Annotated in this window: 11 protein-coding genes and 1 riboswitch; all 11 genes read right to left on the reverse strand. The window is 50.6% G+C overall.

What is annotated here, in order from left to right; genetic code table 11:
- Nucleotides 1-48 precede the first annotated feature (48 nt).
- Complete coding sequence (locus A3849_RS17835; protein ID WP_074112637.1) at nt 49-504, reverse strand: Dps family protein; 456 nt, start codon at nt 502-504, stop codon at nt 49-51.
- Nucleotides 505-606: 102 nt separating this feature from the next.
- On the reverse strand, nt 607-2,082 hold the full coding sequence (locus A3849_RS17840) for a potassium/proton antiporter (protein WP_074112638.1): 1,476 nt from the start codon (nt 2,080-2,082) through the stop codon (nt 607-609).
- A gap of 124 nt (nt 2,083-2,206) precedes the next feature.
- Nucleotides 2,207-4,753 (reverse strand): discoidin domain-containing protein, encoded by a 2,547-nt coding sequence (locus A3849_RS17845; protein WP_074112639.1) that lies wholly within the window; start codon nt 4,751-4,753, stop codon nt 2,207-2,209.
- Between the two features lie 203 nt (nt 4,754-4,956).
- A complete protein-coding gene (locus A3849_RS17850; protein ID WP_074112640.1) occupies nt 4,957-6,492 on the reverse strand; it encodes a glycosyl hydrolase in 1,536 nt (511 codons plus the stop codon).
- 199 nt (nt 6,493-6,691) lie between these two features.
- Nucleotides 6,692-9,013 carry a PA14 domain-containing protein gene (locus tag A3849_RS32145; protein ID WP_372237780.1) on the reverse strand — a complete coding sequence of 774 codons (2,322 nt, stop codon included), beginning with the start codon at nt 9,011-9,013 and terminating at the stop codon, nt 6,692-6,694.
- Between the two features lie 13 nt (nt 9,014-9,026).
- Nucleotides 9,027-9,107, reverse strand: a riboswitch (cyclic di-GMP riboswitch).
- Nucleotides 9,108-9,319: 212 nt separating this feature from the next.
- Nucleotides 9,320-10,693: a sugar phosphate nucleotidyltransferase gene (locus A3849_RS17875; protein WP_074112641.1), complete on the reverse strand. Its 1,374-nt coding sequence runs from the start codon at nt 10,691-10,693 to the stop codon at nt 9,320-9,322.
- A 427-nt stretch (nt 10,694-11,120) separates the two neighbouring features.
- A complete protein-coding gene (locus A3849_RS17880; protein ID WP_074112642.1) occupies nt 11,121-12,461 on the reverse strand; it encodes a UDP-glucose dehydrogenase family protein in 1,341 nt (446 codons plus the stop codon).
- Nucleotides 12,462-12,465: 4 nt separating this feature from the next.
- Nucleotides 12,466-13,566: a glycosyltransferase gene (locus A3849_RS17885; RefSeq protein WP_074112643.1), complete on the reverse strand. Its 1,101-nt coding sequence runs from the start codon at nt 13,564-13,566 to the stop codon at nt 12,466-12,468.
- Between the two features lie 100 nt (nt 13,567-13,666).
- Entirely contained in the window at nt 13,667-14,806 is a 1,140-nt protein-coding gene (locus tag A3849_RS17890) for a glycosyltransferase family 4 protein (RefSeq protein ID WP_074112644.1), read from the reverse strand.
- Entirely contained in the window at nt 14,800-15,993 is a 1,194-nt protein-coding gene (locus A3849_RS17895) for a glycosyltransferase family 4 protein (protein WP_074112645.1), read from the reverse strand. The genes A3849_RS17890 and A3849_RS17895 overlap by 7 nt, the downstream gene beginning before the upstream one ends.
- Nucleotides 15,980-16,834, reverse strand: a complete 855-nt coding sequence (locus A3849_RS17900; RefSeq protein WP_074112646.1) for a glycosyltransferase family 2 protein — start codon at nt 16,832-16,834, stop codon at nt 15,980-15,982. The genes A3849_RS17895 and A3849_RS17900 overlap by 14 nt, the downstream gene beginning before the upstream one ends.
- Nucleotides 16,835-17,083: the final 249 nt, after the last annotated feature.

The raw sequence follows: 17,083 nt of genomic DNA on the forward strand, positions 1-17,083 counted from the left end.
TTATGCTCAAGCGAAAAATAGAAGCTTACTTCTCTTCAACCTTCTGTATTAGCCCAGAAAAGCGTTCAGCATCCACGCAGATTTCTCTACACTGCTTCTGATTCCAGTCAGCAGGTCTGCAGTAGGCTGATCGCTCAGTTCTTCTGCAGCTGAAATCGTGCTCTTCAGCTCTTCGGCTACAACAGCAAAGTCCTTAATCAGCTGAGCAACCATTTCCTTAGCCGTTTCGCCGCCAACGGCTTCCTTAAGCTCAGACAGGGCTAAATATTGTGCCATGGTTGAGGCCGGTTGTCCACCAATAGCAAGCAGGCGTTCTGCCAGATCGTCCACATATGTAGCCGCTTCGGTATACAGCTCTTCAAATTTGGCATGCAGCGTGAAGAATTGCGTTCCGCTCACATACCAGTGATAGTGATGCAGCTTGACTCCAAGCAGTGTCCAATTTGCGGTCTGGCGGTTCAAGGCAGCATGCAGCTCAGTCTGGCTTTTAATTTGTGTACTCATTTCATTATCCTCCTGTGACCTGTATATTTAGTGTTTTGTATTTAGACTCATTCTAAATCTATATATAATTTAACATATTCCATAAGGTTTTGCAATCTGTTTTTATACTATAGGAATATTGGATTCCGCTGCCTTCCCTTTGCCGCTGCGGAAGATAGATCTCATCTCTTCACGCTTGGATTTGGGGCTAAGCACATAGACTGTATCTCCAGGCTCGATAACGGTGCTCCCGTGCGGAGTCACGATACTTTTATTACGGATGATGGCAGTAAAGAGAATATCATCAGGCAGCCCCATCTGTGCGATCTGCATACCGGCTATGGGCATGTGCTTGTCGATGGCAATATGATTGAATTCGGAATCCGTCTTGCCGAGTGCCACCAGCTCCATTAGCGAAGGCTGGGCATCGTCTTTGCCAACCAGCTTCAGTCTGGAGGCCAACGGGGAAATGGTCGTTCCTTGAATGACTGCCGAGGTCAGTACCACAAAGAATACCACATTGAAAAATAATTGCCCCTGAGGAAGTCCCGCCAGCAGGGGATAGGTCGCCAGTACAATCGGCACCGCCCCGCGAAGGCCAGCCCAGGAGATCAGCGTTTTCTCACGGAGCGAGAACCTGGAGAACAGCAGGCTCAGGAATACCCCCACCGGTCTTGCGACGAGCATGAGAATGACCGACAACAACAGGCCCTGCAAGGCAATCTCCGCCAGCTCATCGGGAAACACAAGCAGTCCCAGCAGTGTGAACATCGCGATTTGCATCATCCATGCAAAGCCGTGATTAAAATTCATAATGGTACGGTGATACATCAGCTCGGAGTTACCCAGAGTCAGACCCATGACATATACCGCCAGAAGGCCGCTGCTGTGCACCGTCACCGCGAGCCCATAGGTCAATACAGCGAATCCTATTGCCATCACAGGATACAGCCCGGTGGAATCCAGATTAATCCGGTTTATCAAATAGACGGCAAGCTTCCCGACAGCAATCCCCATGAACAGGCCTATCCCCATTTCCCAGATAAACGACAGTACGAGGCTCCAAACAGCTGTATTGGGATGCTGAATCCATTCAATTAAGGATACCGTCAAAAAGACAGCCATCGGATCGTTACTTCCTGATTCTGCCTCCAGTGTAGAAGTCAGGCGCTTATCAATATTTTTGCCGCCCAGTACGGAGAACACGGCTGCCGCATCGGTGGAGCCCACGATCGCCCCGAACAGCAGGCTTTCAGCCCATGGCACATCCAGTACAAGCCTTGCGAATATTCCCACAATCGCTGTCGTCAGGAGTACTCCTACTGTAGCCAATGATAGAGCCGGTGCAATGATAGGCCGGATGTCCTTCATGCTGGTCTGCATTCCGCCCTCAAACAATATAACAATCAATGCAAAAATACCTGCTATTTGCATCAGTGAGGCGTTGTTGAAAAAAACAAAGCGGCTGAGCACCATTCCCGCTGCGATGAACAGTACAAGCGCCGGCATGCCAAAGCGTGTAGAAAATTTGGTGGAGAGCACACCCACCAGCATCAGCGCAGCCAGCAATAAAATAATATTGTCCGCAAGGTGAGTCATGTCTACGGTACCGCCTTTCTGGTAAGCAGTGGGCTCCCTAAGCAACCAATGCCTTTATTCAGCTTTCCCAATTCTCAGTAAAAAACCCCAGTGGTCATGTGAATCCACGGAGGTTATTCGGATGCTATTCTCTTGAGTATACCTGCATTTCTTGAATCGACCAGTAATTCCCGCCGGATCCGGTCTGCAAAATCCGGATATATCTGGTTTTGACCGGAGCAAACACAATTTTGGTATTCTCCAGTTTTCCTTTACCCGAAACGATCTTATTCCAATTCATGGCATCATCCGAAATATAAAGCTCATATCCCCGGGGATAGTCATAAGAAGATAAGGTATAGTCCAAATCAACAGCTTCTACTGAATGCACTTGTCCCAGATCAATCTGAAAATATTCTCCTGATGCCTGGTGTTTGCCGGTATCCCAGCGGGTCCGCCTGTCTCCGTCAATGGCATTCGCCGGATTAGAGGCTTCCGTATTCACATTGGACGATACCTTCCAATCCGAACGGTCCAATGGAACCAATCCAGTCGCTGTGATCTGAGTTTTTTCCGACATTACTCCTGAGCCCGCCACTCTTACTGCGTAAGTATACAGCGTGCCTTCATTCAGCTTGCTATCTGTATACCCGGTACCGGCTATACCACTTGCAACCACTTTCAAATCACTTCCTGAGCCGTCGGCCCGGAGCACTTCATAGCTTGCTCCAGGGGCCTCCAGCCAGTTCAGCTTAACGGACAGCCCTTTGACGGCTGCCGCTTGTAAGCCTTGAGGCGCAACGTCTGCTACCTCGGAAGAAGGTTCCAGTATATACTGAACTGCTTCTCCCGGTGCGAGTGTTTCCGTGAATTCTAGAACAGGGGTAGCCTTTCTTTCCGTAACGTAGCTTCGGGCTTCTTCATACGTATCCCCATTACCAAAGCGCTCACCCTCATACACCGTTTTCTTAGGCATCGTCACCTTCACTGTAACGGTTTGCGGAGTTTCTTCGAAGTTCACAAAGTTCACCAGCACCTTGTTTGAGGTGGCCTCGCTACCCGCTAAAGGCTTAAGTGTAGAGGTATCTACCGCACGGACATAGACCAGTTTGTCAGCTAACGCATTCTTATTGGTGATGTCATAGCTGAGCGGTGCACCGTGTGTTGCATAGGCCAGATCCAGCCGTCTCATGATGCTGACCCGGGAATCCTCACCCTTCTTGGTATAATAGATCTCCGTTTTTGCCGGATCATGTTCTTCCAGATTAAAGCCGTATTTGAACAAACTAAAATTCTTGAAAAAAGCGGCATGCTGTATAAACATATCCGCATAACCGATATGGGCGCGCATGATCCGGTCGAACACCGCCGCCGTACGCTCAGAAGCTCCGTATTGGTAAGCATCCACATGAGAGTCAGAGGTTCCGAACTCCGTCGTCAGCATTTTTTTACCAAGTCCATCCGCAGCTCCGCCAAAGGTTTTGAGATTCTCGGTAAAACTGCCTCCGTTGCTGAAAATATAGGACTCCCCGTAGGAATGCCCGTTCGTCAGATCGGTGACTTTCTCCAGCTCCTCCCGCTGCTCCGGATCACGTTCCCAGCCGTCCGGATCGCCGCACTGGCGTGCCGTGCCCTTCTGATTGCCGCAGGAATCCTTACTGTAATCCGGCCAATAGGCCCAGCCTGGAGCTACGGTCTGCAGATGGGGGGCGATAGTCTTGCCTTTTTTGTTCAGCCATTCGGCAATAGCCAGGTTCACCGCCTTGGAACGGTTGAACAGCCCCGGCTCATTATCCACCTCATAATACTGGAAGTACGGGCTGTACTGTTCGAAATAATCGGTTAGCTTCTTCTCCGCGTCATCCGGCAGCGAGCCATCTTCCTTAAGCTTGATATCTCCGGTATACAGGTACAAAGCTACAGCCTGCATATTGTAATCTTTGAGGACCTTGTAATAATCCCCCATATTGGAACAGGAACGCCCGACATCGCTGGCACAGCTAGTGCGCATAATATTCCCGCTGTAAGCTACCCCAAGCCACTTCATGATATAAGGCAGATGCGTAACCGCACCCTCGTCAAAATAAAACTGCTTATTGTTGACCATAGTGCCGGTCAGGGTGTAGCTGCCATGAATCGGCTCCTTGATCGGAGACTTCAGGGACTCCAGGCTGAGGTTGTCCCAGGTCCACCAGTTGTATTTATCCTCCATGTCAGAGGAATAAATTCCGCGTGTGACCTGCAGCTTCAGCTCATTGGTACCGGTAACCAGCTGCTCCTTCGGAATATACAGCTCATATGTTTTTCGGAAGGTATATTTGCTGTCCGTTCCGGAAACACCGGCGATCTGAATGATTCCCGATAGCTGGCGGTTGGAGAATACACTCATCTGCGGTACGGATTTGTAAGCATCCAGGATGCTTACGCGAAATAAGACCCCGTTCACCGGGATCTTATCCAGCTTGTACGAAATCCGCAGTTCGGGATTAGTATCCCCTCTGAGCCCAGAAGGGATCTTCTGAAGCACAGAGGCTTTTAGAGTAGAAGAAGCGGTATTAACCACTCCCTCCACATTCGAGGTGCCAGTCTCCGCAAATTCTCTTGCCGATCCATCATGCTGCCCCAGCTCCCAGAGCACTGTGCCCTCCGGCAGATCCGGTCCAACATCACTAGCTGAAGACAGCTTGGTCATGTCTACTTCCACCTTGCCCCTATTCGTTCCGTCATCTCCGAAGACAGAGACGGACAACAGAAACAAGACGGTCAGTGCTACGAATTTTAGTAGAATATGAAGGGGTTTGTATGATTTTTTCTTAGTCCTAGTTCTCATTCCCTTGTCCTCGCTTTCTTCCGGGGTGCGTGTTCAACTCTGTAAAGGCTGTTCTGCTTCGTTCATCAAGGAAAGGAAAGGGCACTTGGGGAAATGACCGCACTCTTCTGGCTCGGACTTTTCCACATCAAACGGATGCTTGCATCTCCGCGGTTCTCGTAATACTCGACCTTAATGTCATAAGAGACTCCTGCACTTAGCTGCATGCTTCCTTCGCGGCTGACACCACTTTGCTTCTTCCAGCTGTCGATGATTAGCTGGCCGCCGATCCATACGCGTATGCCATCATCCGAGGAAGCAGTGAAGGTATACTTCTCATTGTAGCCTGCCTTGATTTTACCCGTCCAGCGAACGGAGAATGTATCCTTATTAAGGCCCGCAGCCGGACCGTTTCCATGCCAGTTAAAATCAATCTTCTTGTCATTACGGATCAGTGCAGGAGTCCCTGAGAGTTCGGCATTGTTGAAATATTCTCCTGTTAAGCCTTTTTTGGCAATAACGGGCACCGGAGTGTTCGGTTTGGCGCTTAGGGATTCAATGTATTCCTTTCTCGAAACCGTGTACTTATCCGTCATAAAGCTTCGGATTTTCTGGAGGTCATTTTTTTCAGTCAGCATTTTCCCCCATGTCATCGTATATACCCATTTACGCTGGGTTTGAGACAATGTGACAGGGTCTGGAAGCTCTCCACTCTCTCCTATGCCAATAGGCTTGCCATCAGCCAGATTGAGAAGATCTGAATAGTAGGACTGCTTGTAATCATTATTGTAGATATCTGCTGCCAATATATCCACCTTATCCGCCCCCGGGTAGTAGGCACTATAAGGATCTGCCCACTCATTCGGTGCATTCGGATTCCACACCCACAATAAATTATTTAGTTTATGCTTGTTGACCATACGGTCGTAAGTGATGTCCCAGAGCTTGGAAAAGTTATCTTTCTGGCCCCACCAAAACCAGTTCCCGTTCATCTCGTGATATGGACGCCACAGGACAGGAACCCCTGCATCCCGCAATTCCCCCAGATAGACGGCAACCTCATCAAGGGAAGCAAGGAGACTTTTGTATTGCGGGGTGCCCGGAGTTACGTAGGCATCGAACTTCTCCTGGCTAAGGCTCATGTGGACGTTCGCCCATTCAGGTGTTGTGCCGGGGAGATTCTGATGGAACGTCATTGCCACAATACCGCCGTCTTCATGCCATTCGATAGCACTATCCACAACACCCTGCCGCTGACGGGCAATAGTCCTCTCGGACTGGTTGTTGATCGCTCCAAGCTCGTAACCATGCAAGACGGCATAATCTCCCGCTGCATTCTTCAGTTTGTTATTGTATTCATCCGGGCTCTCCAGATAATCATGCTGCCCGGAAATCACGCCTTTTCCTCCCAGGTCAACCAGATAATCGAGCAGGCTGGCCGCTTGCTTCGAAGCCGCAGGATTCACTGGTGTGACTGCCTTTGCCTTCGCCTCTGACTCCGCAGGAATGTCTATACTTCGTTCGACGGCAAGACTGCGCACCTCACTCCATGGCAGCAGGGAAAGGATGAAAATAATAGGTATAATCGTAGTAAAAAGCCGGTACTTACGGTAAGTGTTCAATGTAATCTCCTCTCTCCAGCCTCAAGTGCTGTCATTGACGCCTATGGATGATCTTCCCTTCAAGGGTTACATCATCCTGCGGCAATGCAGACAAATAGCTTAGTAGCCCTGCTGTATAGCAGGGCCATCGGACTTTTAGGATTTTAGAATTGTAACGTCTTAACCAGTATCGGCGTTCGGTGATGAATTCAGCAGTACTTTAGGAAGCGGAAGGAAGGAACAGTGCGCTGGCAGGGACCGTCCCCTTGACTTGACTTGGACTCTCCCACATCAGCCGCGCTCTTGCATCCCCTTGGTTCTCGTAATACTCCACTTTGATATCATATAGTTGCCCGGCTTGCAGGCTTATGCTTCCTGTGCGTTCGGTCCCGCTCTGCTTCATCCAGCTGTCAATGACAAGAGTGTTATTGACCCAAACGCGGACACCATCATCTGATGTTGTATAAATCTGATAGGTTTCGCTATACAGCGGTTTGATCTTGCCACTCCATCTTACGGAAAAGAAATCAATGCCAATCGCAGCATCCGGTGTTCCCAGCCGCCAGTTGAAATCCAGCAAGGCATCGGTGCGCACAACTGCCGGAGCACCAGTTAACTGCATATTATTAAAATATTCCGCCTGCAGCCCGTTTGCAGCAGGAGCCGCTGTAAGAGCTGGTGTTGATGTTGGGACCAGTGTTGGTGCTGGTGTCGGCACCGGTGTTGGTGCTGGTGTCGGCACCAGTGTTGGTGCTGGTGTCGGCACCGGTGTTGGTGCCGGTGTTGGCACCGGTGTTGGCACCGGTGTTGGTGCCGGTGTCGGCACTGGTGTTGGTGCCGGTGTTGATGCGGCTACAACTGCAAGTGATGTTTTGCTTATGCTGGCTGCTGACGTATTAACAAATAATGCGCTTGTTGGAACGGTTGCTTTGACCTGGCTTGCGCTTTGCCACATCAGACGAATGTTGGCATCGCCTGCATTCTCATAATACTCCACTCTGATATCATAGAGCTGCCCAGCCGTCATAGGGATACTTCCGATACGTTCAGTTCCGCTCTGCTTGGTCCAGCTGTCGATTACGGCTGTGCCGTTAACCCAGACACGGATACCATCGTCAGAAGTAGTGATAATCTGGTAGGTCTCGCTGTATAAAGGCTTGATCTGCCCGGTCCAGCGGGCCGAGACCCCATCCACCTTAAGGGAGGTGTCCGGTGAGCCTTGACGCCAGTTGAAATTAAGCAGAGCGTCGTCACGGACCAATGCAGGTGTGCCCGAAAGCGTCATGTTGTTGAAATACTCTCCGTGAAGGCCATTCACAACAGGCGTTTGTACAGTATCACCGGACGCTGGGGTAGTTATTGGCTTTACCGTTGCTGTGGGTAAAGGTACCGGCGTAGCAGTTGGCGTTGGTGTGGCAGCTGGCGTTGCTGTCGGTGTAGCCGTTGGCGTCGCCGTCGGTATTGCTGTGGGTGTAGCCGTTGGAGCAGGTGTCTGCACTACCCCCGCTTTATATTCATTAAGCGATACTGTGTAGCTGTCACTCATGAAATTTTTGATGGTATCTGTACTGTTATTCTCATAGAGCATTTTTCCCCAGTTCATCATGTATACCCAATTTCTCTGGGAAAGCTGGAGCTTGGTTGTACTTGGCATTTCACCATTTTCGCCAATGGCAATGGGTTTGCCGTTCGCGAGGCTTAACAGGTTGTCATAATACTTGTTCATATAGTCATTGTTATATATATCTGCTGCAAGGACATCTACCTTACCCGCCCCCGGATAGGTCAGTTCATAGGGATCAGACCAGGCATTGGGAGCATTCGGGTTCCATACCCACAGCAGGTTGTTTAATTTATGAACGCCTACAAAGCGATCATACATAATATTCCAAAGTTCTGCAAAATTGTTCTTCTTCCCCCACCAGAACCAGTTGCCGTTCATTTCGTGGTAAGGTCTCCAAAGTACAGGAACGCCCGCATCCCGCAAGCTTTTAAGCGAAACCGCCACCTTGTCCAGATCGGCGATGAGGCTGTTGTATTGGGTTGTTCCAGGTGTTACATACTTATTGAAGTCCTCTTGGCTGAGCGTCTTCTGCACATTGGACCACAGATAGGAGGTCCCGGGCAGCTGCTCATGGAAGGTCATAGCGACAATGCCGCCATTCTTATACCAGTTGATCGCACTGTTCACTACATTTTGGCGCTGAGTTGCTGCAGTACTTTCCGACTGGCCGCTGATCACGCCAAGCTCGAAGCCATGGAGGGCAGCGAATTGTCCGCTGGTTCCCTTCAGTTTGTTGCTGAACTCATCCGGGCTCTCCAGGTAGTCATGCTGGCCTGTGATAATGCCTTTTCCGGAAATGGCGTACAGATTGTCAAGCAGCTTGACAGCTTCAGCTGAAGCATCCGGATTCACCGGTGCTGAAGAACTCGAAGCAGCTGCGGTCGAAGGCGCAGCCCCCAAACTCAGTGGCACAACAGTCAATAACAGGGCAATAGTTAACATGGTACACAGCAGACGCGACTTACGGTAAGTTGTCAAAATTCATCTTCCTTTCGGTAGCCAGGCTGCCACTCTTTCGAAGGCCCTATAGCTTTGCGTCCCTATCTTTCGATTAGGTTTGCCTTTTTCGTTTTGGAAGGAATTATCCCTCTTACCGTAAGTATCGTCTCTATTAAATTTTTAGTTTAGAGCATTAATGAATTTTTCTTAATAAATGGTTCTTAATACCTGTTTTGGATTTGACACAATTGGGTAAATAGATAATTTAGCCCTAGGTTTAGGCCTATCCTATCTATGAACCGGGATGGTTCAGTCGAATTTTACAGCGTAATTATTGTAGCTACATTAAGAAATGAATTGATGAAGAGCAATATCTTTCCAGTCCAGTGTGATGCGGATATTATCCTCTTCCACCAGCTCTGAACCCGTCTGCACCTCAATGAACTCTACATCGGTTAGCGCCAGGATAGCATGTTTCGTGCCTTCCGGTATGCGCACTACATCTCCCGCTTTCACATTATGCATCTTCTCATTCAGCACAATGCTGGCTTCTCCGCTGACAATCGTCCAGATTTCACTGCGTTTGTGATGCAGCTGATAGCTGATGTTCTTACCTTCGGCTATGAAAATCCGCTTGGTCAGCACCTCGTTGCCCTCATCATATTTCACATAATCAATAACCTTATAGTGGCCCCAGCGGCGTTCCTCGTACATCGGTCTTTGTTCAAAAGACTTCAGCACTTCCTTAATCCGCGGGCTTTCCGCTTTGTGAGTGACCAGAATGCCATCCGGACTGGCTGCGATGATTAAATCTTTCGCACCGATGACTGTAATCGGAATATCCAGTTCATTGATCAGGCAGGTTCCTTCAGAATCGGCAGTCACGAACCCTTTACCCACGTGGTTGCTGCTCATTTCTTCTGTGAGGGTATTCCAGGTGCCAAGATCCTTCCAGAAACCGGCGTAAGGCTGAACGACGATGTTCTCCTCTTTTTCTACCACTTCGTAGTCAAAACTGATGGAAGCCAGCAATTTATATTGCTTCTGCAGCTCCTCATAGTTCAACGGCAGACCTTTACGCTGCAAAATATCCAGCAAATATCCCAGACGGAAAGCGAATACTCCGCAGTTCCACAGAGCACCCTTACTGATCAGCTCCTCGGCCTGTACACGGTCCGGCTTTTCCTGGAAGTGACTCACTTGCAGATAGCCGCTTGCCGCTGCCTCATCGCTGGTAGGAATAATATAGCCGTATTTCTCGGAAGCCAGTTCCGGAACAACGCCCATCAGCGCCAGGTTTGCGCCGCTTTGTTCCATCGTTGCTTCAAGCTGGACAACGGTGTCAAAAAATGATGCCTCAACATAAGGATCGACCGGCAAAATGGCCACGGTCTCGCTGGGAGACACGCCTGCCACCGAATACAGATAAGCTGCAGTCAATGCGATGGCAGGGAAGGTATCACGGCGTTCCGGTTCCACAATGATAGGCACTTCTGTGCCGAGCTGGCTCTGTATCATCTCCACTTGGCTGCGGCCGGTCGCAAGGTAAGAGGATTCCGCCATACCTGTCTCCTGCAGCTGTCTCCATACACGCTGTACCATAGATTCCGGCTCACCTGCCGGACTTTGCAGTACCTTCAGAAATTGCTTGGAACGTGAATCATTGGATAAAGGCCAGAGACGTTTACCAGAACCGCCAGATAGAAGTACCAGTTTCATAAGTGAACCCTCCTATTTATGTGTTGTCGCGATAATATCGGATTGTTATTGTGCGCTTCTGCCGGGTGGCTGACGCATGAAGGATAGGAATGCCACTCTCGCTTTATGCTGCGTGACAATGCTTAAGGTCAACTGTTGCGGAAGTCTCTGCGAGGAATGTTTGGACTTTCGGCCGCTGTTGTCTGCAGATTTCTTGATTTAAACCGCTATTGGCGGTGGAAATCCGCAGACAAAGGCGGACGCTACGCTCCTGCAGTTCCAAAATTCCTCTCCGTTCCATTCCTAGACAGCTTCCCAGGCAGCATTTTCACCGTAGCATGGCTACAGTGAATTCCTTTGACATTCAGCTGGCTTCACCCGCAGGCGAAGCTCCCTGCTAAAGATCCGAGCATTGCCGCTTGTTGGCGGCAGTTAAGGGCAAGAGCGATTAGACTGCACCGGCTACGCTGGGGGAGTAGCCGCTCAGGCCCCCCATTTGCGGGCGGCCGACCGAATGGTATTCGAGGCCAGTTCCCTCGATCTGCTCCTTGGAGTACACATTACGGCCATCGATCAGCACCTGGCGGCGCATGCTCTCCGCAAGCTTATGCAGATCAATATCCTTGAACATGCTCCAGTCGGTCAGCAGGCATACTGCATCACTGCCTTCTGCCGCTTCTTCCGGCAGGCCGCACCAGCGGAGCTGCGGATGATCATATTGCTGTCTGAAGTTATCTGCAGCAATCGGATCATAGAGCTTCACTGTAGCGCCCTCGGCCACCAGCGCCTCAACAATTTCAAGGGCGGGTGCTTCGCGTACATCATCGGTATTCGGTTTGAAGGCCAGGCCCCATACACCGATCACTGCGCCGCGCAGGTTGCCAAGGGATTCATGCAGCTTAGAGATAATCATGAACCGCTGCCCCTTGTTCACCTCGACTACGGATTTCAGCAGCTTGAACTCGTAATCCACGTTGCCTGCAATCTGGATCAGGGCATTGGTATCTTTCGGGAAACAGGAGCCTCCATAACCGATGCCGGCCTGCAGGAACGAGGAGCCGATTCTACGGTCCATCCCCATGCCTTCTGCCACCAGGGTTACATCAGCTCCCACTTTTTCGCAAATGTTGGCTATCTCGTTAATAAAGGAGATCTTGGTTGCCAGAAAAGCATTGGATGCATATTTGATCATTTCCGCACTGCGGATATCCGTTACGAACACATTTTCCGTGAAGCCCTGGTGAAGCTGGCGCATCGTAGGCTCAAGCTCCGGGTTATCAAGTCCGATGACAATCCGGTCGGGATGGAGCGTATCGCGGATGGCTGAGCCTTCACGCAGGAATTCCGGAGCGGAGACGATATCGAAGGGATGATTCGTGTGGGAAGCGATGATACCGCGGATTTTCTCGTTCGTGCCAACAGGAACAGTTGACTTGGTCATGATGATTTTGTAGCCTTCCATCGCTTGGGCGACTTCTATGGCTGCACCTTCGATATATCTCAGATCTGCTTCGCCGCCCGGCAGTGAAGGTGTCCCTACAGCCAGAATGACGATATCGGAGCGTCTTACCGATTCCTGAAGATCGGAGGAGAAAGAAAGCCTGCCTTCACGCAAATTCATTTCGATCAGCGCTTCGATACCCGGCTCGTAGATGGGGGATTCCATCCGGCCCAGCTTTTCAATCTTCTCCTCATCCTTATCCACGCAAATCACATGGTTCCCATTCAGTGTAAAACATACGCCAGATACAAGACCGACATAGCCGGTACCGATTACTGTCAGCTTCATACAATCATCCTCCTTTTAGAAAATTGACGTAGGCCTGTTCCACATACTGCTTGAACTGAACCATAAACGCCTGTTCATCGAATTTACGCGCATGACCCATAATCTGCCCAATGTCCCACGCGTAGGACTCCACTTCGTAAATGGCTTTAAGTAAATCATCAACTTCCTGATGCTGGAAGAATACGCCGTTGACATAGGGGACGATGGTATCCAGTGCCCCTCCGGCCTGATAGGCAATCACCGGTCTTCCTGCGGCATTCGCCTCAAGCGGCGTGATGCCAAAATCCTCTTCTCCGGGAAAAATGAATGCCCGGCACTTCGACATCAGGCCCGTAACCTCCGCATCCTCAAGCCGGCCCAGAAACGATACATTGTCTTTGGCCATGCCCTCCAGGCGCTTGCGGTCCGGCCCGTCACCGACGATATACAGCTTCAGACCGTTGCGGTTGAAAGCTTCTACCGCCAGATCAATCCGCTTGTAGGATACAAGCCGGGATACGATCAGGTAGTAATCGCCTATAGAGGACGAACTGCTGAAGCGTGCGGTGTTGATCGGTGGAAAGATCACATCCGCATCCCGGTGGTAATAATTCTGAATCCGCGTTTTTACCACGGATGAATTGGCAACAAACTGGTTTACATTTTTGGAAGTCCGCTGGTCCCAGTTCTTGAGGCGCTGCATGTAGACCTTGAGCAGTCTTTTGAACAATCCGGAATTCGATTGCCGCTCCATGTAGGTGTCATAGTCCCAGGCGAACCGCATCGGAGTATGACAGTAGCATAGATGAAACGTAGACTCGGGCACCTGTATGCTTTTCATGAAAGCACTGCTGGAACTCAGGACGATATCATACCCGCGAAAGTCCAAATCACGGATGGCCATGGGATAAAGCGGCAGCACCCCTTTAAAGTTGGTCTTCACTCCCGGAATTTTTTGCAGCCAGGAGGCCCGGATATCCGCGTCTTTGAGGTTGTCGGTCAGCCGGCTTCCGTTAAAAACCGTCGTGAAGATCGGAGCATCCGGATACATGTGGTGGAATACCTCCACTACTCTTTCCGCCCCGCCCATTTGGATTAAGTAATCGTGCGCTATCGCAATTTTCATGTGAATCATCCTCAAAGTTTTATGGAGCAGCATCATCAAGTAGTGAACGCATGGATGTATTAGTTCCTGATCGAGCTACAAGCTCTTGTCTTACATAAGGTCAGGTCGCTGCCAGCAAGCCTTTGTAGTAATCGACGATATCCTTGACCGTATTTTCGATGACAAAATGCTCTTTCACCCGTTTCATTCCACTATCCGCCATCCGTCTTCGCTCTTCGGGATGGTTCAGCATCCAGGTGATGGAGTCTGCAAGTACGACTGGGTCTCCAGGCTGGATCAGCATTCCCGTGACACCGGGAACCACAATCTCTACCGGCCCGCCTTCATTGGAGGCAATGACCGGAAGTCCAGCCGCCATACCTTCGACGATCACCTGGCCAAACGGTTCAGGTGTAATCGAGGTGTGGATCAGCAAATCGGCTTTGTTCATTAGGCCTTGTATATCTTCCACATGACCCAGCAGGCTGACATTGGTCAGTTGATCCTGCTGCATCTTCTGAATTAACTCATTTTTGTATTCTTCTTCACCGAACAGGGCATCTCCGGCCAGCCAGAATTTCACCCGGCTATCGTTCTTAAAAGCCTTAGCTGCTTCCAGGACGATATGCTGGCCTTTCCAGTGAGCGAGCCGGCCTACCAGCAGAACGTTGAAGTCCTTCTGGTCCCTTTTGCCGATGCCTTCGCCAATTGCTTTGGCAAACGCGGAATAGACAACCAGTGTCTTCTTCGTACGGGGCAGCTCCAGCGCATTCAACGTGGAATGTGAATTCGCAATGACACCGTTCGGCAGCAGGCGTGACATCAGCCGGATCGCCTTGGCGACAACCGGCTTGAGATAAGGGGCTCCGATGTGATCCCGGATATGCCAGATCAGCGGCACGCCGGCTTTTTTGGCGGCAACGGCTCCGTAGAATGCCGACTTCAGGGAATTGGTATGCACACAATCCACTTTCTCCTGCTTGAGGATGGGAGCCAGCTTGCGTCCATAGGACAGTAGTCCAAGCGCGGCAGCAGGCGCACCGAGATTGACGGCATTCCGTCCGCGGTTGCGGATGCTTTCATCCATCGGGATGACGCGTACATCAATGCCTTTTTCCCGGAGACGTTCGGCAAGTGTGCCTTCTTCAGCGAGGATCACGAGCGGTTCAATCTCTTCACCGATATTGGTGAGAATGTTGAACAGGGCCACCTCTCCGCCGCTCCATTTGGCGGTATGATCGATATAAGCGACTTTTAGCATCCTGCAGCCACACCCTTTCCTAACGTTTCAAGGAATACGGATTCTACTTGGTCGCCTACATGCTGCCAGGTATACTTTTCGAGCACATGGTTTCTGCATTCATCACGGCCCGGCAGCAGCTTACGGTTACTCAGCATGTGAATCATGCCTTCCGCCATATCATCGCTGGATGAACCCTTGAACAGCAGCTCCGGCCGGAAGCCCTGCAGAATTTCTTTATTGCCGCCTACCGGAGTCGCCATTACGGGAAGTCCGGAGGATAATGCCTCGACGGTGATGAGTCCGAATCCTTCCAGTGCCTGAGACGGAACCACGAACATGTCCGCTGCCTGATAATAAGAGGCCAGCTCATGATCGGGGATATATCCCAACAGCCTTACTTTGTTGCCGAGTCCGTAGTCTGCAATTTTCTCTTCCAGCTCTCCGCGCAGCGGGCCTTTGCCGCCAATCAGCAGAATCGCATTCGGGAAACGCTCGGCGACCTGCTTCCAGGCCTCCAGCAGCTGCAAAAGCCCCATCCGGTTCATCAGGCGTCTCACCGTCAGTACAGTGGTTGCCCCCTCTGGAAGATTCAGTGTCCGCCGGATCGCCAGCCGGTTGGTGGCGGGGATGAAGCGGTCCACATTAGCAGCACCAGGGATCACTGTGATCTTATGCAGCGGCACCCCGTGCAGGCTGTGCAGCATGTCGCGGAAGTATTCGCTGAGTACGATGAATCTGTCCGCAAGCTTATAGGCTTTATGTTCAATCGATTTGGCAATGGTTGTTTTGACCCGGTGTTTGATTCCTTGACCTTCGATCTTCATCTCTTCATTCCATGGACCATGGAAGGTCATCACCACAGGGATGCCGCGTTTCTTGGCTTCGAGCGCCGGGCCGATTCCGTAAGGTGCAAAGTGGGAATAGAGAATATCTATCCGTCCGCTTCCATTCCCCATCAGATCCGCTGCCTTGCGCTGGAACGCATCCTTACGCTTCCAAATGGTTTGTTTGGGATCGCCGGCGTTGTGGATTATCAGCTCTTTGGCGGTGGCAGGCGTCTCTTGACTGCAGATCAGCGCGTGCACCTTGTTGCGTGAAGAGAGCTGCTCACAGACGGATTTGAAATACGTGTTAAGTCCGCCTGGCTGTAAAGAGGGCCAGCTAAGGCCGGTAGTCATAATGTTCAGTCCGTCACTGTACGGCATAGCTTCTCTCCCCTTTTTTCTCTTTTTCCGCCTGACCCAGTGCATTATGCCGGGCCAGCTTGCCGGAGCTGTTCAGTTCGTAATGCTTGAAGCCGACCATGAATTCATACATCACCCAGAATATGGATACTGCAAACCCTGAAATCCCTTTTTTGTACAGACCATGCAGGAAATATTTCTGTAAAAAACGAGCCGGCGGGCGAATCAGCAAGCGGCTGATCTTAAAGGGCTTGCCGCTGGCATAAGCCGTCTGTGCTTCCAGATCGGTATATTTGTTAAAGCGGGCGACATGGTCATTGATGCTGCGGAAGCCCTGATGCCAGAGTATTCCGTTCAGCTTGACTGTCTTATCCTCTGGTACCTCAGGTATTTCATGTACCAGACTGTTGCGGATGGCATATGCCTTGCGGTTATAGAGACGCACCAGGTATTCACCCTTATCCAGCCACTTGCCCAGAAAATCTCCGATCCGGTACAGCGAGAAGGCTATTTCCCTGTCTGTAAGTCCCGGCTTGCGGTCCAGAATGTCCTGCGCCAGCTCATCGCTGACCACTTCGTCGGTATCAATCAGGAAGACCCAATCATGGACGGCGCGTTCCACTCCGAATTCCCTTTGTTTCGCGTATCCGGGCCATGGGTTAACGAACACACGGCAGTCCAAGCTTTCGGCGAGTTGCACCGTCCCGTCTTTGCTCCCTCCGTCGATTACAACCACCTCATCGGCGAATAGTCGGCAGGACTGAATTGCTTTGGATATTCGAACTTCGTCATCCTGAGCAATGATGACAGCCGATATCGGGTAACTGCCCGGGCCGCCAAGCACGCTTTTCACTGAATCCATGAAGGTATCCTCCTTTTTCAGTCCAGTGTTTGTCGTCAATTCGAGAAATGTTTGGGCTTTCGACCGCTGTTGTTCTCTGATTTCTTTGATTGAACCGCTGGTTGCGGTTGAAATCAGAGAACAAAGGCGGACACTTCGTTTCTACAGCTCCAAACTTTCTCTACTTTCCTCTCACACTGTCCTTTTTTCTTTTAAGCAAAAACACCTCTCGCATCGTGCCTCTGCTCACTCAACTACTTTAATTACTTT

This window comes from Paenibacillus sp. P46E (genome assembly GCF_001909095.1).
GTDB lineage: Bacteria > Bacillota > Bacilli > Paenibacillales > Paenibacillaceae > Paenibacillus_AQ > Paenibacillus_AQ helianthi.